A 24,106-nucleotide genomic window follows, 5' to 3' on the forward strand; every position below is an offset into this window, starting at 1 on the left:
AAGGCAATGAAGGTGGAACAGGCGGCGGCCGGCGAGCCCCATGCAATCGATGCGCTGCAGCGGCCGCACATCGTCTTCGAGGGCGTGCGCAAGCACTACCCGGGAACGGGCAGGGGCGCGGGAAGGAGCGCGGGCGAGCCCGTGCACGCACTGCAGGCGCTGAGCTTCGAGGTGGCGCGTGCCGAGGTGTTCGGCATCATCGGCCGCAGCGGCGCCGGCAAATCCACGCTGCTGCGCACCATCAATGCGCTGGAGCGGCCCAGCAGCGGCCGCGTGCTGGTGGACGGCACCGATGTCGCCACGCTGGACGAGGACGCGCTGGTGGCGCTGCGCCGGCGCATCGGCATGATCTTCCAGCACTTCAACCTCCTGTCCTCGCGCACGGTGTACGAGAACGTGGCCCTGCCGCTGCAGGCCGCAGGCTGGCGGCCCGCGCTCGTGCGCGCACGGGTGGACGAGCTGCTGGCCCTGGTGGGGCTGGCGGACAAGAGCGGCGCCTATCCGGCCCAGCTCTCGGGCGGGCAAAAGCAGCGCGTGGGCATTGCGCGCGCGCTGGTGCACGAGCCCGAAATCCTGCTGTGCGACGAGGCCACCTCGGCCCTGGACCCCGAGACCACGCAGTCCATCCTGGAGCTGCTGCGCGAGATCAACCGCAAGCTGCGGCTGACCATCGTGCTCATCACGCACGACATGGCCGTGATCCGCGAGGTCTGCGACCGCGTGCTGGTGCTGGACCAGGGCCGGCTGCAGGAGATCGGCGAGGTCTGGCAGCTGTTTGCGGCACCGCGCTCGGAAGCAGCGCGTGCGCTGCTGCGGCCGCTGCGGCAGGCCTTGGCGGCGGACCTGGAACTGGTGGCAGCGGCCGATGGCCCGGAGGCCGTCGCCGTGCTGGCCATCGGATGGGCCGACGGCGGCAGCCAGCAGGGCCTGCCGCTGGCGCAGCTTCAGGTGCTGGGCCCGCGTGCCCGCTTGCTGCAGGGTGGGCTGGACTGCATGCGCGGGCGTTCGCAGGGCCGCCTGCTGGTGGGCGTGCCGGTGCAGGATCTGCCCTCGTCGCTCTCCCCGCTCTCGCCGGACGCGCTGACTTCCCTTCAACAGGCGCTGGGCGCCGATTCACTGCAACTGCTTGGCCATGTCCCTGCCCCCGCTCGATAAATACCTGCAGGCCTTTCTGGAAACCCTGCTGATGGCGGGCGCGTCCTCGCTGATCGCCATCGTTGCCGGGCTGGCGCTGGCCATCGTGCTGCACACCACGGCGCCGGGCGGGCTCTATGCCAGGCCGCGGCTGTACCGGGGGCTGTCGGCGGCGGTGAACATCGGCCGGGCCATTCCCTTCATCATCCTGCTGGTGGCCCTGCTGCCGGTGACGCGCGCCATCGTGGGCACCACGCTGGGCACCTGGGCGGCGGTGGTGCCGCTGTCGGCCAACCTGATCCCGTTCTTTGCGCGCATCGCCCAGGTCAGCCTGGGCGAAGTGGACGGCGGCCTGGTGGAGGCGGCGCGCGCCATGGGCCTGCGCCGCCCGCAGATCGTGCGCCAGGTGCTGCTGCCCGAGGCGCTGCCGGGCCTGATCGGCGGGATGACCGTGAGCGTGATCGCCATGGTCAATGCCTCGGCCATGGCGGGCGCCGTGGGGGCGGGCGGCCTGGGCGACCTGGCCATCCGCTACGGCTACGAGCGCTATGAGACGCGCGTGATGTTCGAGGTCATCGTCATCCTGGTGGCCCTGGTGTCGGTGCTGCAGTTCGGCGGCGAATGGCTGGCACGCCGAGCCGACCACCGGCGTTCGATCTCTTGAGATGATTTGGAAATAACAGACTGAATTTTTATTATTTTTGGTTTTTTCGACTTGTCTCGACAATGGCCTGCAGCAGCATTCGGGCTGCTGATTCTTTTCCGAGACGCTTCGATGACCCACACCACACGCCCCGCCTGGCCTTCCCCTCTTGCCGGCCGCACTGCCATGAAGCCGGGCGTGGCCATCGTCTGTGGCGTCCACCATGTCCAGCTGTCCTTCCCGGCGCGCGCCCAGGCGGCCATGGAGCGCTTTTATGGCGAAGTGCTGGGCCTGTCTGCCCTGACCGTTGCCGGGCGTCCGGGCCTGAGCTTTCTGGCCGGCGGTCAGCGCATCGATCTGGTGCCCTACAAGGGGCAGTCCGGCGGCACCGAGCGCGCGGCGGGCAACCTGGTGCACCTGGCGCTGACGGTCAGCGACGTGGATGCGCTGCGCCAGCAGTTGCTGGTGCACGGCGGCCTGGCGCTGGAGGTGGCGCCCGTGAGCGAGGGCCGGCGCTGCTATGCGCGCGACCCCGCAGGCAATCTGATCGAGCTGCTGGAGCTGCCCCGCGAGGCAGCGGCCGATGCCCCGGACGAGCCGGCCGTGGCCTGTTCGGCCTGAAAGCCTCTCGCCGTCCCCTCTCTCTTTCCTTCCTGCTTTTGCCTTCCACAGGCCCGGGCCGCACCGGCCCCGGGCGGAGCCTTGCCCATGAACTTCCAGCAACTGCGCTATGTGCGCGAAACCGTGCGCCGCGGCTACAGCCTGACCGAGGTGGCCCACACGCTGCACACCTCCCAGCCCGGCGTGAGCCGTCAGATCCGCGAACTGGAGGAAGAGCTGGGCGTGGAGATCTTCATCCGCGCAGGCAAGCGGCTGACCGGGCTGACGCCGCCCGGCGAGGCGCTGCTACCCATCGTCGAGCGCCTGATGCTGGAGGCCGACAACCTGCGCCGCGTGGGCGCCGACTTCAGCGCCAGCGAGCAGGGCCGGCTGTCGATTGCCGCCACCCACTCCCAGGCCCGCTATGCGCTGCCCCATGTGGTGCGCGACTTCCGCCAGCGCTATCCGCAGGTGCGCCTTCACCTGCACCAGGGCTCGCCCGAGCAGGTGGCGCAGATGCTGCGCAGCGGCGAGGCCGACATCGGCGTGGCCACCGAGGCGCTGGCCGGCTATGAAGGCCTGGTGGCGCTGCCCTGCTACCGCTGGACGCACGGCGTGGTCGTGCCGCCGGGCCACCCGCTGCTGCAGTCGCAGCAGGCGCTGACGCTGGAGGCGCTGTCGCGCTTTCCCATCATCACCTACGAGCAGGGCTATACGGGCCGCGCCCACATCGACGAGGCCTTTGCGCGCGAGGGCCTGGAGCCCGACGTGGTGCTCACGGCCATGGACGCCGACGTGATCAAGACCTATGTGGAGCTGGACATGGGCGTGGGCATCGTCGCCTCGGTGGCGCTGGATGCCGAGCGCGACCAGGGCCTGCGCACGCTGGACGCCGGCCACCTGTTCGAGGTCAACACCACGCGGCTGGGCCTGCGCAAGGGCGCCTGGCTGCGCGGCTATGCCTATGCCTTCATCGAGACCTTCGTGCCCACGCTGACGCGCGAGGTGGTCGAGCAGGCCGTGCGCCAGGGCGTGGAGCCCGAGTAGGCAGACGAAGGGGGCCGGCCTCAGCCCGGCTCGCGCGCCATCTCCAGCAGGGTGTCGCCGGTCACGCGATAGCGGATCCACTCGGTCTGGGGCAGGGCGCCCAGGCGGTCGTAGAACTCGATGGAGGGCAGGTTCCAGTCGAGCACGCTCCACTCGAAGCGGCCGCAGTCCTTCTCGACGGCGATCTGCGCCAGGCGGCGCAGCAGCGCCGTGCCAGCGCCCAGACCGCGCGCCTCGGGCGTGACGTAGAGGTCTTCGAGGTACAGGCCGTGACGGCCCTGCCAGGTCGAGTAATTGAAGAAGTAGACCGCAAAGCCCACGGGCTGGTCGCCATGCAGGCAGATCAGGCCGAAGACGGCGGGGTTGTCGGCAAACAGGGTGCGCTTCACATGCTCTGGTGTGGCCAGGACTTCATGCTCGGCTTTTTCATAGACGGCGAGTTCGCGCACGAAGCGGACGATGAGCTCGGCGTCATCGGGGGTGGCGGGTCGGATCTGTAGGGTGGTAGTCATTCAAACGCGGGGGAACACGGGAAACACGGTATTGCGGCGCAAGATGGCGCCGCAATCTCCGGTTTTAGCCGATTTTCGCGCCCGTGTCCGCCAGGGGCTGTTGCACCGGAAGGGGCAGGAACTGGCGCAGGATCTGGAAGTGGTCCTCGAAGAACGCGCTTTCCATGGCGGGCAGGTCGCAGACGGCCACCCAGCGCGCCAGTGCCGCATCGTCGCCGCCCTGCACGGGCGGCAGCGAGGGCAGCACGCCCAGGTCCAGATAGTGCACATGGGTGATGGTGCGCCCGCGCAGGCTGCGGTCGGGATGGTCGAAGACCTGCACGGACTGCAGGGCCGCCTGCAGGTCGGCCTCGCTGAGCGTGGAGCAGGTCTCCTCGCGCAACTCGCGCAGGCAGGACTGCCACAGCGTGTCGCGCGGCTCCAGGAAGCCGCCCGGCAGCGCCCACAGGCCCAGGCCCGGGGCATGGCCGCGGCGTATCAGCAGGATGTGGTCCTGTTGCGCGCCTTCGTGCGGCACGCGGCAGCGCAGCAGTGCGTCCACGGTCACGAAGACGGGCGGGTAGGGCGCCGCAGCCCAGGCCTGGCGGTACCGGGCCAGCATGCGCCATTCTTCGCACATCTGCGCATGGACGGGCGTGGTGGCCCATTGGCGCAGGAACTGCAGGGTGGCGGGCGGCACCTGGGCGGCCAGGGCCTCGAAGTCCACGCCGGATTCGCCGAAGTAGATGTCGCGCAGCGGCGTGGCGTCGAACTGGCCCAGGCGCGGCAGGCTGATCAGCTGCCAGCGCGGAAAGCGCGCCAGGTAGCCGCTGGTCGCATCCTTGAAATGGCCGACCAGGGCCACGCTGGCGCCTTCGGGCACGCAGGACTGCACGGCCTGCTGCACGGCCTGTACCCACAGCGGCTCGTTGTAGTAGTCGCGCACGGGCACGCAGTGCAGGCGGGCCGCGTCCGCGGGCGGCAGCGCCTCGCGCAGCATCTGCGCGCGTTCCTGCCAGCTGAAGGGGTTCTTGGGATTGGGCGCCTGCCAGGCGCTGCCCAGCACGACGACGATCTGCTCGGCACGCTCCAGCGCCGCGCGCAGCAGGGCCATGTGGCCGTTGTGCAGCGGCTGGAAGCGCCCGATCAGCACGGCGGTGTGCACGCGCTCGCTGGTGGCCGGGGTTTCGGTGGGGGCGTCCATGGCGGCAGTCTCTTGCATAAACAGGCTCGGTGGCTTCACTCTGGCTTCATTCGTAGTGGGCGGCAATGGGCATCTGGCGCCCGGTACCGAAGGCGCGCGGGCGCACGCGCAGTATGGGCGGGGCCTGGCGGCGCTTGTACTCGCTGCGGAAGATCATGCGCTTGACGCGGTCAACCAGCTCGGCCCCGCCGGGCTGGCCCAGCAGCTGGGTCACAAAACGCTCGGCCGTGCCGTACTCGGCGGTGGACAGGTGCCGGCCCTCGATGGCGTATTTGAGGATTTCGTCCAGCACCGCATAGGGCGGCAGGCTGTCCTCGTCCTTCTGGTCGGGCGCCAGCTCGGCCGAGGGCGGCTTGTCGATGATGGCCTGGGGAATCAGCTCGCGGCCCGCACTGTGGTTGATGTGGCGCGACAGCTCGAAGACCTCGGTCTTGTACAGATCGCCCAGCAGGCCCAGGCCGCCGTTGGTGTCGCCATACAGCGTGCAGTAGCCCACCGAGATCTCGGACTTGTTGCCCGTGGTCAGCAGCAGGTGGCCGAAGGCGTTGGAGTACTCCATCAGCGTGGTGCCGCGGATGCGTGCCTGCAGGTTCTCCAACGGCAGGCCCTGCAGCGGCTGGCCGAAGCTGGACTCGAACTGGCGCGCATAGCCGTCGACCAGCTCGCGGATCGGGTGCTCGTGCAGCGTGATGCCCAGGTTGCGGCACAGGATCACCGAGTCATCGACCGAGCCGCTCGACGAAAAGCGCGAGGGCATGGTGACGGCCACCACGTTGTCCGCGCCCAGGGCCTCGGCCGCCAGGGCCAGGGTCAGCGCGCTGTCTATGCCGCCCGAGCTGCCGACGACGGCGCGCGTGAAGCCGCAGCGGCGCGCATAGTCGCGCAGGCCCAGCACGATCTGGCGGCGGTAGAACTCCATGGTGGGCAGGCCTGCGGCCGGCACGCTCATGCAGGGCTGGCCGGCCGCGTCGAGGAAGCGTCCGTCGCCGAACTGCAGCGTGCGCAGGTCCTCCACGAAGCGCTCGGCCTCGAAGACCACGCCGCGCCCGGGCTCCACCGCGAAGGAGGCGCCGTCGAACACGATCTGGTCCTGCCCGCCGATCTGGTTCACGTAGAGGATGGGCAGGCCGTGGCGCGTGGCCGCCTGGCCGAAGATCTCGTGGCGCTGCTCGCGCTTGCCCAGGTGGCTGGGGCTGGCGTTGATGCTGACCACCAGGTCGGGCGCGGCGTCGGCCATGCGCGCGAAGGGGTTGGTGGCGTAGTCGGCACCGGCGTCGTTCCAGCCGTCCTCGCACACCAGAAAGCCCACCTGGGCCTGGCCTATGCGCAGCACCTTGGCCGCGTCGGGGCCGGGCTCGAAGTGGCGGCGTTCGTCGAAGATGTTGTAGGTCGGCAGCAGCTGCTTGTCGTAGCGCAGGCGCACCGCGCCGTCCTTGAGCACCAGCAGGCTGTTGTGCAGCGGCTTGCCCGGCCCGCTGGCGCGCGTGGGCGCGCCGATGACCCAGTGCAATTGCGGCCACTGGCGCGTGGCCTGCAGCAGCTGCTGCAAGCCTTGCTCCAGGCGCTCGCGAAAGGCGGGCTCGTCCAGCAGGTCGCCAGGGTAGTAGCCGCACAGCGACAGCTCGGGAAAGACCAGCAGGTCGGCCTGCGCGTGCGCGGCGCGGGCAGCGGCCTCGGCCATGCGGGCCACGTTGCCGGCGATGTCGCCGACGGTGGGGTTGAGTTGGGCGATGGTGATGCGCAGCATGAATGGAGCCTTGGCGGTGTCAGGCGGTGTCGGGCGGTGTCAGACGGCGACAGGCTGGGCCAGGCCGAAGACCTGGCGCAGATAGGCCAGATAGGTTTCGTCGTTGCACAGCGTTTTGCCCGGCGAGTCCGAGATCTTGGCCACGGGCTGGCCGTTGGCGTGGGTGAGCTTCATCACGATGTTGATGGTCTCCAGCCCCATGTCGTTGGTCAGCCGCGTGCCGATGCCGAAGCCCAGCTGTATGCGGTCGGCAAAGCGCTGGTACAGGGCCAGGGCCGTGTCCAGGTCCAGGCCGTCGGAGAACACCAGGCGCTTGGCCTGGGGGTCTATGCGCAGCTTCTGGTAGTGGGCGATGGCCTTCTCGCCCCAGGCATACGGGTCGCCCGAGTCGTGCCGCAGCCCGTCGAAGAGCTTGGCGAAATACATGTCGAAATCGGCCAGGAAGGCATCCATGCCCACGGTGTCGGTCAGGGCCACGCCCAGGTCGCCCCGGTACTCCTGCACCCAGTCCTCCAGCGCGGCGATCTGGAAGTCGCGCAGGCGCACGCCCTGGGCCTGGTAGCTCTGCAGGTACTCATGGGCCATGGTGCCTATGGGCACGATGCCGAAGTCGCGCGCCAGCAGCACGTTGGACGTTCCCTTGAACCACTGCGCCGTCTGCGTGGCAAAGGCCTGGACCACCTCGCGCTGCCAGGCGCCCGAGAAGCGCCGGCGCACGCCGAAGTCGAACAGCTCGAAGGGATTGCGCAGCCTGGCCTCGCAGGCCAGGTGGCGCAGGCGCTCGATCTTGCCGGCCAGGCGCCTGCGGCCTTCGGCCAGCGCCGCCTCGGCGTCGAAGCGCCGGAAATACAGCTCGTTGACGATGGCCAGCACATAGATCTCGAAGCCCATCACATGGACCTGGGGGCCCTTGGCCTCGATGTGCAGGGTGTCGCCATCGGCCCAGGCACGGATGAAGGCGCGCTGGAACTGGAAGATGCGCAGAAAGTCGATGAAGTCGCTCTTCATGAAGCGCAGCCCGCCCAGGTAGGCCAGGTCTTCGGGCGTGAAGCGCAGCGCGCACAGGGCGTCCAGCTCGCGCTCCACCTCGGGCAGCAGCTCGGCCAGCGGGAAGGCCGTCTTCGTGCGGCAGACGAATTCGTACTCGGCCTCGGTCTGGGGATTGCGGTGCAGCATGGCCTGCCACATCGTGAATTTGTAGAGATCGGTGTCGAGCAGGCTGGTGATGATGGGAGCCATGGTGCGATGCTGGGGAAACAGGAAAGGGGGCTGCGCGCGTGAAGGCGGTCCGCCCCTACAGGTGGAGTTCTTGGCTGGAGGCCAGCCGCAATCCGCGGGCCTGCATGGCTGCAAGGAAATCATGGTGCGCGGACTCGAAGCCCGGCACCGGGCTCATGGCGTCGTGCATCAGCACGATGCGCTCAGGATGGGGAAGGTGCTCGACCAGATGCTCGACCGTGGAGCGCACGCAGTGACTGCTCGCCTCGCCCGCGACCACCAGCATGTCTGCCTGGGCCAGCCGCTCCAGCAAGGCCGTATTCAGCAAGGTCGCCGGATCGGCCGGGTCGGGGACCTCGGCCAGCAGCGCGCTGTAGTGCTCGGTCCAGGGATTGAGCCCCTTGAAAACGTTGTACACGGCGCGCTGGCACTGCTGCTGCCAGTCGCCGCAGGCCGCCAGCACATCGGCATGGATACCATGGCCCCAGCTGCCCACTTCGCAGTGCACGGGCCAGACCATCAGCGTGTAGCGGCTGTTGGCTTCGAGTGCATCCAGATATTCCAGGCTGCGCTGCAGCGCCTCGGCGTTGCGTGGCCGGAACACCCCCGCCCGCACCTGCGCCGCCGTGATCGCGGTGAACGGCGCCACATCGCCGCTGTCGTCGCCATTGCCCTGTTGCCAGAAAGCCGGATGGGCGATGTCGTAGCGCTGGTGCGAGTCCAGCGTCACCGTGATGGCGTCCACCTTCGCCCCCTCGCGCCGTATCCAACCGGCAAGCCGCTGCATGTCGGCATGGGCGCCCGCCACGGGAAGGCTGGGACGTTGCCGGGCAGGACACCAGTCCTCAGGCAGATCGCAGAAGTCGTTCTGGGGGTCTATGACCAGGAGCTGGGTGGTGGAAGATGGCATATATGAGGGTGCACGCAAGCAACAGTGCGTGGTCGGTGCATCAGGTCAATGCTTCAGTGTAGTGCTGCAGGAGCGTCGCCTGTCACCAAGGCTTGATCCTTCCGCTTCTGCAGGGGCTGTGAAATACGGTGCCACATCCCTGTCAAGGCCAGGGCGAAACGAGAGGGGGAAGCGACTTCGGAACATGAAGCGGAACCTACAATGGGAGGTTTTACGTATTCCCTGGGTGGTTTGGACCGTTTCATACGGCAATAGCGCTGGTTCCGGCCGTGCCCTGCATCAACCGAATGCTTTCATTCGGTAGCTTTTGATTATCAATATGGCTTCCCTTCAGGTAACAACGACTTTCATGGGCATAGGGTTGGCCGCGCTGATCCTGTACCTGATCCGGCGCGACCATCTCTACCTCATGCACGGCCTGTTCTGGGTGGTCGTTGCCGTTGCCGCCGTCGTGCTGGGCGTCTGGCCCGGGATGATCAACCGCCTGGCAGCGGTGCTGGGCATCAGCTATCCGCCGGCCATGCTGCTGCTGCTGGCCAGCATCGTCCTGCTCATCAAGGCCTTGCATGCCGACATGGTCAACACCCGCATCGAGCGCGATGTGCGGCGGTTGAATCAGCGGTTGGCGATGCTGGAGGCGGATGCTGAGGATTTGCGTCTGCCTCTTTCTAACAAGACCCCGTCATGAGCACCCCCTTGCTTCCCGTCATCTTTTGCGGCGGCTCTGGAACCCGCCTGTGGCCGCTTTCCCGTGAGAGCTACCCAAAGCAATTTTTGGCGCTTCACGGGGACGGTATCTCTATGTTGCAGAAAACTGTCGAGCGCTTAGACGGTATGGCCGAACATATACCGAAGGCTGCTCCCGTCGTGATCTGCAATAACGAGCACCGTTTTTTGGCCGCGCAACAACTGCAGGAGACTGGAATAGAGGGCGCCAGGCTGGTGTTGGAGCCTGTTGGTCGAAACACGGCTCCGGCTTTGACCCTGGCGGCCCTGATTGCAGAGCCCGGCACCGTCATGCTGGCCATGCCTGCAGATCATGTCATGACCAAGCTTTCGGACTTTCACGATGCCGTGTCTGTGGCTTGGCAACTTGCAAAGGAAGGCTCTATGGTGACGTTTGGCATTGTGCCCAGCCGTCCCGAGACTGGTTTTGGCTACATAGAGAAGGCTGAAGCTATCGATTGCGGTGCATTCGCGATAAGCAGCTTTACTGAGAAGCCGAGTCAGGAACTGGCAGAACGCTATGTGAGAAGCGGCAATTATCTCTGGAATAGCGGTCTTTTCATGGTGCGAGCAGACGTGTGGCTTAAGGCTGTCGCAGAGCTGCAACCGCAGATTCTGCACGCTTGTCGAGCCTCGATAATTCAAAGCAGCCAAGATATGGACTTCATCCGTCCCCATGGCGAGCTCTTCGCTGGATGCCCTTCAAACTCGATCGATTACGCAGTAATGGAGCATTTGCCAGGTAACAAAGATCTGGGAATACCTGCATCGGTGGTGCCGCTGGACGCGGGCTGGTCGGACCTGGGGGCCTGGGACTCTCTGTGGGACGTGTTGCCACGTGATTCATGTGGCAACGCCCACGTGGGCCACACGCTGGCTATTGACACTCAAAACAGCCTTCTCTTCTCGGAGAGTTGCCTAGTGACTACCGTTGGAGTGGATAACCTAATCATCGTGGAAACTCCAGATGCCGTCCTAGTGGCTGACAAGAGCAGGAGTCAGGATGTAAAAAAGATCGTCACCGAATTGAAGGCGCAAAATCGGCAGTTGGCAGCCTCGCATCGTAAGGTACATCGCCCCTGGGGTTGGTACGACAGCATAGACCGCGGTGACCGCTTCCAAGTCAAGCGTATCGTTGTCAATCCTGGATCCAAGCTTAGTCTTCAGATGCATTATCACCGGGCTGAGCATTGGATCGTAGTGAAAGGAACTGCAGAAGTGACTAATGGCGATAGAACTTTCCTGCTTGGGGAAAACGAGTCCACTTTCATACCTGTCGGACATATTCACCTTTTATCAAATCCAGGAAAACTACCGCTTGAAATTATCGAAGTACAGTCGGGCGCGTACTTGGGCGAAGACGATATTGTTCGCATTCAGAGCGAATACTAGTTTGTTAAGAAAAATCAATTCATCACTATATGGTTTTAGACAGTGTAAATATATTCACTCCTATAAGAGTATTTTTTAAATACAAAGGGCTTATTGCGGATTTGGCTAAGCGAGAAATTGTAAGCCGTTATAAAGGGTCGATTGCTGGATTGCTTTGGTCTTTTTTAAATCCATTGTTGATGCTGGCTGTTTATACCTTTGTGTTTAGTATAATATTTCAATCTAAATGGTCGGGTGGTAATGGGTCGAGAACAGAGTTTGCATTGGTTTTATTTGCTGGATTGATAATATTTGGATTATTTTCGGAAGTGATCAGTCGTGCACCAGTACTAATTATTGGTAATATTAACTATGTTAAGAAAATAATTTTTCCCATTGAGATATTGCCGTATATTGCGTTGGCTTCGGCCTTTTTTCAATTTATGGTGAGCACTTTTGTTTGGATAATATTTTATATTATTTTCTTTGGCGTTCCGCATGCAAGTATTTTTTTGTTGCCAATTACTCTTTTGCCATTGATATTGCTCACTTTGGGGATCTCGTGGATTCTTGCATCATTAGGTGTTTACATTCGAGATACGCCGCAGTTTGTTGCAATAATAATCACAATACTTATGTTTCTATCTCCTATTTTCTATTCGACGACTTCAATTCCCGTTGAGTACAGAAAATTGCTAGAGATTAATCCGCTGACCTTTTCAATAGAAACTGCTCGCGACGTGATGCTGTGGGGGAAGTCTATTAATTGGAAGGCATGGTTTCAGCAAGCTGTCGTGTCAGCATCCGTCTTTTGGATAGGGTTTGCTTGGTTTCAAAAAACCAAGGGAGGGTTCTCTGATGTCCTTTAAATCTATCATTGAAGTCGAAAATATAAGTAAGTGCTACGAGATTTACAAAAAACCGCTTGACCGTCTGAAGCAATATGCCACTCAGGGAGTGGGGGCTATTAGTCAAAGCTCGAAAAAAAAATATTATCGTGAGTTCTGGGCATTGAGAGATGTTTCTTTTAAGATTGGCAAAGGGGAAACGGTTGGTATTATTGGGCAAAATGGCAGTGGTAAATCTACGTTATTACAACTTATTTGCGGCACATTAAAGCCAACCAGTGGTCGCGTCAAAGTTAATGGCCGTATTGCTGCGCTGTTAGAATTGGGTGCTGGATTTAATCCTGAATTCACTGGACGCGAGAATGCATATCTCAATGCGGCAATTTTAGGTATTCCTCGTGAGGCTATGCATTCACGAATGCAAGATGTTCTGGAATTTTCCGAACTAGGGGATTTCCTTGAGCAACCAGTTAAAACCTATTCCAGCGGCATGTACGCACGCTTAGCGTTCGCTGTTGCTATCCATGTGGATCCGGAAATCTTGATTGTTGACGAGGCATTGGCTGTCGGGGATGCTCGCTTCATTGCTAAATGTATGCGTCGGATAAAGGATATACAAGCACAAGGTGCATCTATCTTATTCGTAAGCCACGATGTTGGATCTGTTCGAACCTTGTGTCAGCGAGCTATTTGGATTAATCAAGGTAAACTGATTGATGATGGAGATGTTTTTCCCGTTACTGGCCAATATATGGCGTATATGTTTCGCGATGAGGTGGTTGAAGAACAAAAAAGAATGCAGGATGAAGATGTTTCTACGAGTATGCCTGCCTTGTCGGATCGAATAGATTGTCCAGCATTGGAAAATACTAAAGATGATTTTCTCAAGCCAATCAACCATTGGGGTTCTGAGGTTGGTATTGTTAAAGTCGCAGAGCTTTTGGATGCCAGTCAAGTCAGGAAAAATGTATATGCTTGGGGCGAGTCACTTAAAGTTGTTATAGAAGTGGCACTGCCTTCTCATTTGCCTAAAGAGAATATCAGCTTGGCATTTTCTATCAAGGATCTGAAAGGAACAGATCTTATCGTGTCGACTACGCATGATTTCACCAAACTTGATTTCTCAAAGGGAGAGTGCTTTAAAGTATCTTTTGACTTTACTAACTATCTTACAGCGGGAAAATATCTTTTGGTTGTAGCTGTGGAGAATAGAGAAAATAAAGATATCCACTACTATGAATATATAGAGGGAGTTCAGTATTTTGCCTCCGAATCGGAGCATCGCCTGTTTGGCGTATTCCAGCCTTCTGTCACACAATCATCCATTCAGCTAGTGCCATGACTACCGATAAAAAAATCAATTCTCAACCCTACTGGGATATGCGCTTTGTCACTGACTGGGAAAAAATGAGTGGTCCTGCTCAATCAAGAGAATTTTCTTGGCTTGCTGTGAATCAATTACCTGAGTGGATTTTTCAAGCCCTGCAGCGAGATGCTCTGACATTAGTGGATTGGGGTTGCGCGCAAGGAGATGGTACGGATGTGTGGGCTAGTCAAATGCCAGTCGCAAATATTTGCGGGGTGGATTTTTCTGCTCCCGCGATAGAACAGGCATCTAAGAGATATCCTGCCATAAATTTCAAATGCCAGAATTGGCTCAACCCGAGTCAAGATACTTTAGATGAGTATGATATCGTGTTTTCATCGAACACACTGGAGCATTTTTCTAATCCATATGAAGTATTGCGACGCATAACTGAGCATGCTAGAAAAGCCATAGTGCTGCTACTGCCTTACCAAGAGTTCCAGAGGATTGATGAGCACGAGTTTACTTTTCTTGCGAAAAATATTCCTACTAAATTGGCTAACGGTTTTTCTTTAGTGTGGAGTAAGGTTTCTGGACCACATAAATTTTGGGCAGGGGAGCAAATACTCTTAATTTATGGCAAAGATCAATGGATTTCTGAGCAGAAACTGACGTTAAACGATGTTTTTATAGATAAAAATAATATAAATAGCCAGAGCCATGAATTGCATCGCCAACATGAGGAAATTGCTGAACTGAACCAGCGCCTAAAAGGTCTTAAGGACAATAGCCAAAGCGCACAAGCTGAATTTGAAAAGCGGTTAGCTGATGTCATCCACACAAGTCAAGAAGCACAAGCTGGATTGGAGAAACGGTTAGCTGATGTCATCAACACCAGGCAAGGGGCAGAAGCTGAACTTGAGCGGCGGTTAACGGATGCGATCCATGCCAGTAAAAGCGCACAAGCTAAGGTCGAAATACTTGAAAAATCCATTGCTGAACATTCAAGACGATCTGAAAGAAATCTGAAAAAAATCGAGAATCATGAGATTGAGCTAAACTCTGCTGCCTTGGTTGCAGAGGAGATGCATCAAGCCAATGCTGAATTGCAAAACATCCTTGTTTCGCGTAATGCAGAAATTGAAAAACTGCAAAAAGAACTACAGAATTTCAGGACATCTGCCTCTTGGCGGATCACCCGGCCGTTGCGCGCTACTTATTCACACATAAGTAGACTAGGAACGCCTGTTTTTCTTAAGCTACCGCCACACATCAGGCGCAATATATTGCATAAGATCAATCCAACAATACATCCGATTGATCTACAGCAGGTGTCCTTGCCAACGGTGACTCATCCAGTTCTTTCGGAATATCCGAATCAGCGCCATAAAGGTATATATATAGCAGATCAAGCTCTTTTGGATGACGATCTAGTTATCATTGCCGGGGTGCCTTTTGATGATATCGGTGGCGGGCAGCGCTCTGCACAACTGGCTCGCTGCGCTTTGAAAACTGGGCGGCGAGTTACCTATATACATATCTATAAGAAGTTTGATTTTGAAGTCAATGATTATGTTGACTCTAATGTCTCCCTCTATGGATTGAATCATGTGCATATAGACTCCATTTCTCCGGACGCACTGCTTAAAAATATTTCCAGTAATGCAACTCTGTTAGTAGAGTTGCCTCACCGAGCTGCGTTGGAGTATCTGAATAAATTCAGCATTTGCGGTATGCGTACCGTATTTGAATTGATAGATGATTGGGAAACAAGTCTTGGCGGCGATTGGTTTAATCGGGATGTTTATTGCGAAATTGTAAAAAAATCTCAAATTGTGGTTGGTACAGCAAAGCTTCTAGTTCATCGCCTTAATAATTTGGGTCGTGACGATGCTTTATATCTACCTAATGCTGCGAATGAGTATATTTTCGATAAGTATAAAAGTTATACACGCCCTGATGATCTCCCGAGAAATGGAGGGATCGGCCTGTATTTCGGTTCGCTTTATGGTGAGTGGTTTGCTTGGGATTTCCTTGAAGAGGCGGCACGCAAAAACCCTAGTATTAACTTCGTGCTGATCGGTGATCGCCCGCAAAGAGAGAATCTTCCAAAAAATATTTATCTTTTGGGTTCTAAGCGCATTGAGGATTTGCCCGCCTACTTGGCGTACTCGGATTTCTGCTTGCTTCCATTTTCCCCGGGGAAGATCTCTGATGCTGTATCTCCCATTAAGGTCTTTGAATATTTGTTTGCCGGTAAACCTGTCGTCTCCACTGACTTGCCAGAAATAAATGGATACCCTGGCTTGATGATTGAGAAAAATCCAGAAGATTTTGCCCTGGCTTGCGCTAGGGTCATACATAGAGATAACAGTAGCATCAAGGAATATGGTGATCAGTTTATTTGGGAGAATTCATGGTTTTCTCGGCTTGATGTCATCACTGCAAAACCGGAAGTAACAAATTTTCGAAATTCAGTTAGTGTTGTAATTCTTATACATAACAATCGAAAAATCATTGAGCGGACGCTAGCCTCTTTGTTGCATCATTGCTCCGTATATATAAAAGAATTGATTGTTGTAGATAATTGCAGTACTGACAATGGTGCTGAATTTGTCCAAGAAAATTTCCCCTCGGCACAAGTGATTAAGAACCCCGTGAATGGTTGCGCATCCGGGCGTAATTTAGGGATCGCAGCTGCTACTGGAAAATATATCTCTTTCTTTGATTCCGACCAATGGTTTACTTCGTCAAGCTGTTTTGAAGAGGCTCTCTCTATTCTGAGTCGTGATGCCAATGTGGGTGCTGTTGGATGGGCTGCAGGTTGGTTCGATGCTGGTCGAACGGATTTTGGTGGAATGATCACGGACTATTGTCCTAATCGTGCCATGAATGCAAAGGCCATTCGTGAAGGCTATCGATCAGATATCGCATATTTGGGTACTGGTGGTTTTTTCACGCGAACGGCAGTGATCAATTCTACTCAGGGATTTGATACCGCTTATGACCCGACTTGCTTTGAAGATACAGATATTTCACTTCAGATAAAACAATTGGGTCTGGATATCTGTTATCGCGACTTGACGGGTATTCGCCATCAACCACATCAAACTACTAATGCCAGTGCTAGCTCTGATTCTTATGCAAATCTTTTTAAAAGAAATGCTGACTATTTCAGAGAGAAATGGAAGCATCGCAGCGATTTTTTTATTGATTACACTGAGTGAAAATGTCTAATATTCATACTTCAAAAAAGAATATTCTTTGTGTTGTAGGAACTCGCCCGGAAGCTATTAAGATGGCTCCGGTTATCATTGCTCTTAAAAAAGAGCCATGGGCACGGGTCCGCGTATTAGCTACGGCACAGCATCGCCAGATGCTGGATCAGGTATTGGATTTTTTCGGAGTGAAGCCTGATATCGATTTGAACATAATGCGGCCAAATCAAGCACTGACAGAGCTTACGGGACGTTTGCTCTTGGAGTTGGATGCGGTGCTTAAAGAAGAGAAGCCAGACGTTGTATTAGTTCAAGGGGATACCACTACGGTAATGACTGTAGCTTTGGCTTGTTTTTATCATAGGGTTCCGATTGGTCATGTTGAAGCTGGTTTGCGTACATGGGATATGCAGAACCCCTTCCCAGAGGAAGCAAATCGTGTAATTGCTGGAAAACTTGCTCGTTGGCATTTCGCTCCAACAGAAGAATCAAGAAAGAATCTTCTTAGGGATGGGATTGTGGATAAGGATATTATCGTGACCGGCAATACGGTCATAGATGCACTGTTAGCAACTGCTGAAAAGAAATTTGAGCTAGATTTGCCTTTAGATCCTGAAAAACGTCTTGTGCTTGTTACTTCACACCGTAGAGAAAATTTTGGTGAACCATTTAGGAGTATTTGTCGTGCGTTGAAGGAACTGGCTCGGAAGAATCCTGAGATTCAATTTCTTTATCCTGTTCACCCAAATCCAAATGTAAAGAATGTGGCTTATGAGTTTTTGAGTCAAGAACCCAACTTCCTTCTTTGCGAGCCTTTGGATTACGCACCTTTTGTTGCAGCAATGAAGAGATCAGTCCTGATCTTGACCGATTCCGGAGGCGTTCAGGAAGAGGCTCCTGCACTTGGCAAGCCTGTACTTGTATTGCGCGAGGAAACAGAACGCCCTGAAGCAGTTGCTGAAGGAGTTGTGGAATTGGTGGGATCTGATAGTGAGCATATTGTTCAAAGAGTGCAGTGCTTGCTAGATGATGAAACGGAATACAAGAAAATGGCACGAGGTGTTTCTCCATACGGAGATGGAAAGGCCGCTGAAAGAATAGTTGCCGTTCTGAGAGAGCAAGCTTAGTGAAAGTATTGCTTATTGCATATGAGTTTCCTCCAATATTGGCTGCCCAGGCATTGCGTTGGTTTTATTTATCCAATGAGCTGGTCGATATTGGTGTGGAAATCCATGTCGTATGTCCAGATATTTCGACAGAAAACGCGTTTCCCATGGATATGGATGCGCGTATTACTATCCATCGAGTCTGGCCAGGGCCTTTTATCGGATTTAGCCAGAGACTGGCAGGAAATGTCTGGAGAAATAGTAAAGCTGCGAATAGCAGAAATGCGTCAAAGCCATCTTGGCTATTTCAGGCTTATCGAGTAGTCCGATCGATTTTGAATGCTATTTTTTATCCGGATGTAAGGTCTGAATGGTATCCTTTCGCACTTCGAAAGATAAAGAAGTTGTTGAGGGACGAAAAATTCGATGCAGTAATAAGCTCACATGAGCCGTGTGTTGATATTTTTGTTGGAAATTATGCCCGTAAATTGGGGATTCCTTGGGTTATTGACATGGGTGATCCATTGCTAACCCCATACTCGCCAAAATGGAGGCGCGGAATTGATCTGAAAGTGGAGCGAAAGGTTATTCACTCAGCCTCTTCCATCTGGGTCACGGCTGGCAGTGTGTTGGACTTGTTGATAAGTCGTCATGGTGCCAGTGTCGAGAGAAAAATATCAGTATTGCCTCAAGGTTTTTCGTATAGGCGAGTAGGTCGGAAAAATAAAGAGGATGAACAACGCTTTCTTATGGTGTTTACAGGAAATTTCTACAGAGATTTCAGGAATCCGATAGAGTTGGCAAAGGCACTTTTTGGATTACAGGATCTGGCAATATCTTTTATCATTGCTGGGGATAATTCTGAATTTGAGCCCATGTTTCAAGGGATTTTCGGTGTTGAGTTTGCTGGAAAGAAAAGTCATTTTGAGTGCCTTGAGTTGCAAAGGCAGGCAGATGTACTAGTGAATATTGGAAATGTCCAAAGCTACCAGATTCCAGGGAAAATATATGAATATCTGGGTGCTGAGAAGGCCATACTACACATAAAGACTGCTGAAGATTCTGACCCTGGTGTCGAACTTTTGGAAGAGACAGGCTCAGGGATTGTTGTGAAAAATTGCAGCAGACAAATTGAGGCTGTGCTAAGAGATATGTATAGGCAATGGGTAGATAATCCAGAGCAATTGACTGATGGGCGAAAAGAGGATGCTATTAAGGTTCATTCTTGGAGTCATCGAGCTCGTACTTGTAAGGATCTGTTGAAAGAAATATTGCATTGAGACTGATCGCTCTGATAAGGTAATAGATTTTTAATATATTCTGGTGTCAGATAATGCTCTTATGAGACTTGATGTAATTTTTGCCGCTGATGCGCTTCGCCCACCACTGACGGGTATCGGGCGATATACCTATGAGCTGGCGAAGCGGCTGGTTTGTCATGAGCGTATTGATAGATTGCGGTATTTTTCTTCCGGGCGATGGGTTGATGATCCCATGGCTGCTTTGGAAACCACCGCCCCTTTGAAACGATCCGTGACTAAGACCAAAGCGGCTTTGCGGGATAGGGTTGCGGGGAGTAGATTGGCTGTTCGTTTATACAAAAGGATCACCCCTGCTCTTTTTGGATGGCGGCTGCGTGGAAATGACGGGTGTGTATATCATTCGCCTAATTATATTGTTCCGAATTTCAGTGGTAGGACTGTAAGCACAGTACACGATCTCTCTCATATCCTTTATCCTAATTTTCATCCCCAGGCTCGTGTTGAATATATGAATATGGCTTTAGGTGAAAGTTTGGCGAGGACAGATCATGTAATTACGGTATCCGAGGCTGTTCGTCAGGAAGTGCTGGCTCATGGATTGATGTCGCCAGAGCAAGTGACCGCTATACATTTGGCGGCGGGTAGTGATTTCCGACCTCATACATCAGAGATGCTAGACTCTGTACTGAATGCTTTAGGGCTTAAGTCTGGGAGGTATAGCCTATTTGTCGGTACCATAGAGCCACGGAAAAATATCCAACGCCTTGTTGAGGCGTATGGAATGCTACCCAAAGAGGTGCGGCACAATTGGCCCTTGGTGATTGCCGGGGGAAATGGCTGGAACTCTAGTGCGATTCACTTGTGCCTTGCAAAAGCACGAGCCCAAGGCTGGTTGCAATATATATCCTATGTCGACCAAAGCTGGCTTCCGGCATTGTATGCGGGGGCGCGGCTGATGGCCTATCCATCACTTTATGAAGGTTTTGGATTGCCTATTGTAGAAGCAATGGCGAGCGGCACTCCTGTGCTCACATCCAACGTTTCCTGCATGCCAGAGATTGCCGGAGGTGCCGCTAGGCTGGTGAATCCCTTGAATCTGGAGGAAATCTCGTATGGCCTTCAGACCTGCCTGACTGATGAGCATTGGCAAAGGCAGGCGCGAACCTTAGGGTTGGTGCGATCTGGTCAAATGTCTTGGGATCAATGCTCCGAGCGAACAATAGAAATCTATGCCAAAGTAGCTCAATTGGTTCGATAAATCAGCGGGAAGTTTGAAGTGGATTTCGCCTATCTCTGCCATGTGCAATACTCAGTAATGAAGATACAGCTACATATCTCACTGCATTCCCCCATGATCTGAAGATTTTCGATCGATTGACTTTCGCAGTATGTAGTGGCAGAGCGATCTCTGTAACTTGTAGTCCCTGCCTACGCATAAGCAGCAGCGTGCCGATGTCTTGATAGTCAAGCATTGTGGCCTCCGTAGAGGCTGCTACCTCCAATGCTTGGCGGTTGTACAACCGGAAACCGGACACAAAATCCCGCAGGCCAAAACCTGTCAACCAGCGGAACCATTGCCACGCGATGCGGCGCACCAGGCTGTTGCGCTCGGCGAAGTAGGCTACGACCATGTCCGCCTGCTGGCGTTGTGCCAGCAGCGTGGGCAGCTCCTCCACCTCATAGCGACCTTCAGCGTCGATGGTGACGACGGTCTGGAACCCATGGGTCTGCGCGTAGCGCAGGCCGGTCTGCAGGCTGCCCCAATTGGTCATTGCCAGCAAGGGGCGCAGTACCCTGGCGCCGCATTGCTCGGCTTCATGGCAGGTGGCATCCGTGCTTCTGTTGTCCACGACGAGCACGCTGGCCTCGACCAATGCATGCACGCGACGTATCAGGTGCGCAATCTCGGCTTCGTTGTTGCGCGTGGAAATGACAACCAGCAAGTCCTGGCGTGCTCTTGCCGGGCGGGTGTCGGGTGCCAGGCTGCGGTAGTGGCGTGCCACGCTGCGTTCGCAGGGACCGATGCTGAAAAACCGATGCAAGGCCTTGTGGCCCGATTGGCCCAGTCGTTGCCTGAGGGCCGTGTCGTGCTGCAGGCGAGCAATGCTGCTGCGCCAGGCATCAATGTCTTCAAACGGTACATGCAGGCCGGCGTGTGAGTGGGCGACCACCCAGGGCATGCCCGAACCGGGAAGGTCGGTGACCAGGCAGGGCTTGCCGTGCAGCATGGCCTCCAGCAATACGATGCCGAAAGCTTCCGTGCGTTCGCGCGAGGCAAGACAGAAGATGTCGCATTCTGCAAACAAGGCATGTTTTTCCTCGTCCGATACCGAGCCCATCAGTCGCACGCAGACCTGTCTGCCCTCTGGAGTGCATTGGCGTATCAGCTCTTCCAGGGATGCTCGCAGCTCTCCTTCTCCCGCGATCAGCAACTCCACGCCTGGCATGGCCGAGGCGGCTCGGATCAAGGTCTCGAAGCCTTTGTAGTAGGTCAATCGGCCGATGGACAACAGGCGCAGCCGGGTGTCGGGGCGCCAGCCTTGGCCGTGCTGCAGCGGTGCTGGTGCAGGAATGGTTTCGAGGTTCAGGCCCAGCGGGACGATCTCGCATTTGCTGCGCCAGGTACGCAGGGCATTGCTGGCCTCAAGATAGGGTGGCGACGTTGCGAATACCTGTTGGGCGCGTTCCAGCAAGGCCTGCTCGAACGGCCGGTACAGCATGTAGGCCAATGCCACGGACCACTTGATATTGGACACCACGACATCGGAGTGCCAGTGGATGACCCAGGGCACGCGCCGCGCGATGGGCAGGGTCAGTGCCCAAAGCGCCGAGTTGTTGGGTAGATGCAGGTGCAGTACGTCGGGCTGAATGCGTTCGATGGCGCGGCCCAGTGCGCGCCGGAATCCCATGGCCATGGGGGCATAGACCAGATTGAATTGAACGGGCACGCGTTCCAGCCAGGCGGGATCATCCGGCTCCGGATCACCATGGACCAGAGCATGGGCATCAACACCCTGGCGTCGTTGCTCGTGTATCAGGTCGGCCAGAAAGACTTCCATGCCGCCCCGGTAGGGAGGGAAGAATTTACCGACGTGAAGTATGCGCAGGGCCATTGCAGAGGGCCTTACTTCGCTGGCTGGGGTTTGGCCGCCGACTGTTGGCTCAACTGGTTACGGATTTGCCTATATTGCGGATTTTGAGGCTCCCGTCGAATGGCCTGGTCCAGGTATTTCAGGGCTTCAGTCAGATTTCCTTGGCCGTGATAGGCCATGGCAAGACCGTACAGCGCAGGTGCGCTGGGGTCGCGGGCTACCAGTGGCGTGAGTAATTCCTTGGCTTGGGCACTTTCGCCCTTGCCAATCAAGGCCAGACCCATCCCGACAATCAATCGAGGTGCGCTAGGCGAGGTTTTCAGCAGAATTTGAAAGTCATCAAGGGCTACCTGATATTGCTGAGCCCCGATGGCTGTTTCCGCACGCTTGAGGCGAAGGGTTTGCTCCATCTGCTTGGCGCTGGCAGTATCTTCCGCAGGCGCCGAAAGGGCTTTGGTGTATTCCTGGAGTGCTTCGCGAGGTTGGCCCAGGGCCAAAAGCGCCTCGGCTTTTTGGTAATGCAGAGCTTGGCCGTTGAAGCCCTTTGATTGTGCTGCCCAGAAGGCATTCAGGGCTTCGGAGAATTTCTTCTGCTGAGAAAGCACAGCACCCATGTTGAACAGTGCGTTGCCTCCCAGGTCGCCAAGGGCATTGGCCGTGGCGAAATCCTGCAGTGCCTGGTCGAGCATGCCCTTGTCGGCGTGTGCCGTTCCGACGTTGAGGAAGGCACGACCGCGTCCCACGGCATTGGCCGGGGCCTTTTTATCGATTTTTTCGGCGGCATCGGCCCAGGATGTGCCTACATCCTGAAGAGAGAGCACGCGTTCGAAAGCGAGGGCTCCGAACACCACGCCGATGACGATGCCGACGATGTAGAGGGTGCGTGGCTTGACCCCCGTCAGCGCAATGGCCACCAATCCCGGGATGGCCACAGCCCACAGGTAGCTGCGATACAGCACGAAGGGGTCCTGCAGCCAGACCGTGGCGAATTCGGTCGCATACCAGAGCAGGGGAAACAGGAGGCAGAGCGCGACCAGGCCGATGACACCGGGGCGCTTGAGCAAGGCCCAGATGGAGCAGGCCAGCAGGGCCAGGTAGCCCAGCGCGCCGGCCAGATGCCAGATCGATCCGAAACCGAGAGGGAATGCCGGTCGCAGATCGATGGACATCCAGCCCACATAGGGAACGATCCACAGGAAACCATAGGCAAAGAAAAGGGCTGCCTCGTTAAGGATGCTCAGGGGATAGATCCGAGAGGTGATCCCGGGCTGAAGGGCTTCCAATTGCCTTGCATAGCCCTGGGATTGCTCATCGAAAATCTGGCCCATCAGACTGCCGAAGAAATGAAAGACGGCAGCCGAGGCAACGGCCAGCAGCAGCAGGGCCATGCCCACAATGACCATGGCAGCCTTCAGGCCGGGGCGCTTCACAAAAATGTAAAGCGGCACCACCATGGCGACTGTCAGAAAAGCATGTTCCTTGGACAGTACGGCAAGCACATAGCAGATCAATGCCGCGACATGCCAGAGGGCTCGCCCGCTCTGAAGCCCGCGCACAAAGGCCCAGCATGCCAGAACGGCAAAGAGCGTTGCCATGACGATGGATCGCTGCACCAGGTATCCAACGGCGTAGACCGCGACAGGGTTGAGCGCGAAAAGGACCAGGCCCAGTTGCAGGGCTGCATCGCGCGACGCGTGGAAGTGGGGTTGCTCCTCGATGTCGTGCGGAAAGCGCGTCTGTGTCAGCAGTGCCTTGAACAATGCATAGAGAGCCGCCACGGTCGCGAGATGCAAGGCGATATTGAAGACGCGCTGCTTCCACCAGCCATCTCCGAAAATCTGTTCGATCCAGACGAAGCTGCCATACGACAGCGTGCGCTGCTTGAAGTCCAGCAGGCTGCCATAGTTGCCGAAGATCGTTCCATCCGTCAGACGCATATCGTCGAACAGCAGCCCGTTGTTCAGGCCGGGCAGATATACCCCCAATACGGCCAGCAAAAGAAGGGCACTGAACCAGTAAATCGCTTTGGAGGGGGCAGCCATTGCTTCTTGTCTTGTCTCGGATGTGGCGGAACTTGGAATGGTGGGCCGGGAAATGGCCGCTCTCGGGAAGAGCGCAGGCAGTTTACCAGCCGAGCAACCCGCTACCGCAGCCTGCTGCGCCGGTTTGACGTGAGTGTTGTG

19 protein-coding genes are annotated in these 24,106 nt (G+C 56.5%); 12 read left to right on the plus strand and 7 right to left on the minus strand.

Features of this window, described 5'->3' with window-relative positions; translation table 11 throughout:
* Positions 1-6: 6 nt before the first annotated feature.
* The 4 genes from G4D77_RS21725 (at position 7) to G4D77_RS21740 (ending at position 3,424) form a co-directional block, all read left to right on the plus strand.
* Positions 7-1,155, plus strand: coding sequence for a methionine ABC transporter ATP-binding protein (locus G4D77_RS21725; protein ID WP_154833565.1), 1,149 nt, complete (start codon positions 7-9; stop codon positions 1,153-1,155).
* A complete protein-coding gene (locus G4D77_RS21730) occupies positions 1,133-1,798 on the plus strand; it encodes a methionine ABC transporter permease (protein WP_013800725.1) in 666 nt (221 codons plus the stop codon). Before G4D77_RS21725 ends, G4D77_RS21730 begins: the two co-directional genes overlap by 23 nt.
* Before the next feature lie 111 nt (positions 1,799-1,909).
* Positions 1,910-2,398 (plus strand): VOC family protein, encoded by a 489-nt coding sequence (locus G4D77_RS21735; protein WP_012207409.1) that lies wholly within the window; start codon positions 1,910-1,912, stop codon positions 2,396-2,398.
* Between the two features lie 87 nt (positions 2,399-2,485).
* Positions 2,486-3,424: a CysB family HTH-type transcriptional regulator gene (locus G4D77_RS21740; RefSeq protein ID WP_013800726.1), complete on the plus strand. Its 939-nt coding sequence runs from the start codon at positions 2,486-2,488 to the stop codon at positions 3,422-3,424.
* A gap of 20 nt (positions 3,425-3,444) precedes the next feature.
* Here the strand turns inward: G4D77_RS21740 and G4D77_RS21745 are convergent, their stop codons facing one another.
* From G4D77_RS21745 to G4D77_RS21765, 5 genes are all read right to left on the minus strand, one after another.
* The gene (locus G4D77_RS21745) at positions 3,445-3,936 is read right to left on the minus strand and encodes a GNAT family N-acetyltransferase (RefSeq protein ID WP_012207407.1); all 492 of its coding nucleotides are present in this window, start codon (positions 3,934-3,936) and stop codon (positions 3,445-3,447) included.
* Positions 3,937-4,000: 64 nt separating this feature from the next.
* Positions 4,001-5,119: a bifunctional nicotinamide-nucleotide adenylyltransferase/Nudix hydroxylase gene (locus G4D77_RS21750; RefSeq protein ID WP_043782881.1), complete on the minus strand. Its 1,119-nt coding sequence runs from the start codon at positions 5,117-5,119 to the stop codon at positions 4,001-4,003.
* Between the two features lie 46 nt (positions 5,120-5,165).
* On the minus strand, positions 5,166-6,866 hold the full coding sequence (locus tag G4D77_RS21755) for an NAD+ synthase (protein ID WP_154833566.1): 1,701 nt from the start codon (positions 6,864-6,866) through the stop codon (positions 5,166-5,168).
* A gap of 39 nt (positions 6,867-6,905) precedes the next feature.
* Positions 6,906-8,105, minus strand: coding sequence for a nicotinate phosphoribosyltransferase (pncB, locus tag G4D77_RS21760; RefSeq protein WP_012207404.1), 1,200 nt, complete (start codon positions 8,103-8,105; stop codon positions 6,906-6,908).
* Between the two features lie 55 nt (positions 8,106-8,160).
* The gene (locus tag G4D77_RS21765) at positions 8,161-8,994 is read right to left on the minus strand and encodes a cysteine hydrolase family protein (protein WP_154833567.1); all 834 of its coding nucleotides are present in this window, start codon (positions 8,992-8,994) and stop codon (positions 8,161-8,163) included.
* Positions 8,995-9,313: 319 nt separating this feature from the next.
* Here G4D77_RS21765 and G4D77_RS21770 point away from each other — a divergent pair, with 319 nt between their 5' ends.
* From G4D77_RS21770 to G4D77_RS21805, 8 genes are all read left to right on the plus strand, one after another.
* Positions 9,314-9,682: a DUF2304 domain-containing protein gene (locus tag G4D77_RS21770; protein WP_154833568.1), complete on the plus strand. Its 369-nt coding sequence runs from the start codon at positions 9,314-9,316 to the stop codon at positions 9,680-9,682.
* Positions 9,679-11,112: a mannose-1-phosphate guanylyltransferase/mannose-6-phosphate isomerase gene (locus G4D77_RS21775; protein WP_154833569.1), complete on the plus strand. Its 1,434-nt coding sequence runs from the start codon at positions 9,679-9,681 to the stop codon at positions 11,110-11,112. The genes G4D77_RS21770 and G4D77_RS21775 overlap by 4 nt, the downstream gene beginning before the upstream one ends.
* A gap of 29 nt (positions 11,113-11,141) precedes the next feature.
* Positions 11,142-11,960, plus strand: coding sequence for an ABC transporter permease (locus G4D77_RS21780; protein ID WP_154833570.1), 819 nt, complete (start codon positions 11,142-11,144; stop codon positions 11,958-11,960).
* The gene (locus tag G4D77_RS21785; RefSeq protein WP_154833571.1) at positions 11,950-13,281 is read left to right on the plus strand and encodes an ABC transporter ATP-binding protein; all 1,332 of its coding nucleotides are present in this window, start codon (positions 11,950-11,952) and stop codon (positions 13,279-13,281) included. The genes G4D77_RS21780 and G4D77_RS21785 overlap by 11 nt, the downstream gene beginning before the upstream one ends.
* A complete protein-coding gene (locus tag G4D77_RS21790) occupies positions 13,278-16,472 on the plus strand; it encodes a glycosyltransferase (protein ID WP_154833572.1) in 3,195 nt (1,064 codons plus the stop codon). The genes G4D77_RS21785 and G4D77_RS21790 overlap by 4 nt, the downstream gene beginning before the upstream one ends.
* A gap of 2 nt (positions 16,473-16,474) precedes the next feature.
* Positions 16,475-17,590, plus strand: coding sequence for a non-hydrolyzing UDP-N-acetylglucosamine 2-epimerase (wecB, locus tag G4D77_RS21795; RefSeq protein ID WP_154833573.1), 1,116 nt, complete (start codon positions 16,475-16,477; stop codon positions 17,588-17,590).
* A complete protein-coding gene (locus G4D77_RS21800; RefSeq protein WP_154833574.1) occupies positions 17,590-18,849 on the plus strand; it encodes a glycosyltransferase in 1,260 nt (419 codons plus the stop codon). The genes wecB and G4D77_RS21800 overlap by 1 nt, the downstream gene beginning before the upstream one ends.
* Positions 18,850-18,910: 61 nt before the next feature.
* Entirely contained in the window at positions 18,911-20,089 is a 1,179-nt protein-coding gene (locus tag G4D77_RS21805; RefSeq protein ID WP_154833575.1) for a glycosyltransferase family 4 protein, read from the plus strand.
* 1 nt (position 20,090) lies between these two features.
* On the opposite strand, the gene G4D77_RS21810 is transcribed toward G4D77_RS21805, so the two are convergent.
* Entirely contained in the window at positions 20,091-21,944 is a 1,854-nt protein-coding gene (locus G4D77_RS21810; RefSeq protein ID WP_154833576.1) for a glycosyltransferase, read from the minus strand.
* An 11-nt stretch (positions 21,945-21,955) separates the two neighbouring features.
* On the minus strand, positions 21,956-23,965 hold the full coding sequence (locus G4D77_RS21815) for a tetratricopeptide repeat protein (RefSeq protein WP_154833577.1): 2,010 nt from the start codon (positions 23,963-23,965) through the stop codon (positions 21,956-21,958).
* Positions 23,966-24,106: the final 141 nt, after the last annotated feature.

The organism is Delftia sp. WY8, from assembly GCF_018437695.1.
Classification (GTDB): Bacteria; Pseudomonadota; Gammaproteobacteria; order Burkholderiales; family Burkholderiaceae_C; genus Comamonas; species Comamonas tsuruhatensis.

Excerpts from the sequence above, each read along its gene's own strand:
- G4D77_RS21780 (WP_154833570.1), top strand. The coding sequence starts at position 11,142 with ATGGTTTTAGACAGTGTAAATATATTCACTCCTATAAGAGTATTTTTT.
- G4D77_RS21745 (WP_012207407.1), bottom strand. The coding sequence starts at position 3,936 with ATGACTACCACCCTACAGATCCGACCCGCCACCCCCGATGACGCCGAG.
- G4D77_RS21770 (WP_154833568.1), top strand. The coding sequence starts at position 9,314 with ATGGCTTCCCTTCAGGTAACAACGACTTTCATGGGCATAGGGTTGGCC.
- G4D77_RS21750 (WP_043782881.1), bottom strand. The coding sequence starts at position 5,119 with ATGGACGCCCCCACCGAAACCCCGGCCACCAGCGAGCGCGTGCACACC.
- G4D77_RS21730 (WP_013800725.1), top strand. The coding sequence starts at position 1,133 with ATGTCCCTGCCCCCGCTCGATAAATACCTGCAGGCCTTTCTGGAAACC.
- G4D77_RS21735 (WP_012207409.1), top strand. The coding sequence starts at position 1,910 with ATGACCCACACCACACGCCCCGCCTGGCCTTCCCCTCTTGCCGGCCGC.
- G4D77_RS21810 (WP_154833576.1), bottom strand. The coding sequence starts at position 21,944 with ATGGCCCTGCGCATACTTCACGTCGGTAAATTCTTCCCTCCCTACCGG.
- wecB (WP_154833573.1), top strand. The coding sequence starts at position 16,475 with ATGTCTAATATTCATACTTCAAAAAAGAATATTCTTTGTGTTGTAGGA.
- G4D77_RS21765 (WP_154833567.1), bottom strand. The coding sequence starts at position 8,994 with ATGCCATCTTCCACCACCCAGCTCCTGGTCATAGACCCCCAGAACGAC.
- G4D77_RS21725 (WP_154833565.1), top strand. The coding sequence starts at position 7 with ATGAAGGTGGAACAGGCGGCGGCCGGCGAGCCCCATGCAATCGATGCG.
- G4D77_RS21815 (WP_154833577.1), bottom strand. The coding sequence starts at position 23,965 with ATGGCTGCCCCCTCCAAAGCGATTTACTGGTTCAGTGCCCTTCTTTTG.
- G4D77_RS21785 (WP_154833571.1), top strand. The coding sequence starts at position 11,950 with ATGTCCTTTAAATCTATCATTGAAGTCGAAAATATAAGTAAGTGCTAC.
- pncB (WP_012207404.1), bottom strand. The coding sequence starts at position 8,105 with ATGGCTCCCATCATCACCAGCCTGCTCGACACCGATCTCTACAAATTC.
- G4D77_RS21740 (WP_013800726.1), top strand. The coding sequence starts at position 2,486 with ATGAACTTCCAGCAACTGCGCTATGTGCGCGAAACCGTGCGCCGCGGC.
- G4D77_RS21775 (WP_154833569.1), top strand. The coding sequence starts at position 9,679 with ATGAGCACCCCCTTGCTTCCCGTCATCTTTTGCGGCGGCTCTGGAACC.
- G4D77_RS21790 (WP_154833572.1), top strand. The coding sequence starts at position 13,278 with ATGACTACCGATAAAAAAATCAATTCTCAACCCTACTGGGATATGCGC.
- G4D77_RS21805 (WP_154833575.1), top strand. The coding sequence starts at position 18,911 with ATGAGACTTGATGTAATTTTTGCCGCTGATGCGCTTCGCCCACCACTG.
- G4D77_RS21755 (WP_154833566.1), bottom strand. The coding sequence starts at position 6,866 with ATGCTGCGCATCACCATCGCCCAACTCAACCCCACCGTCGGCGACATC.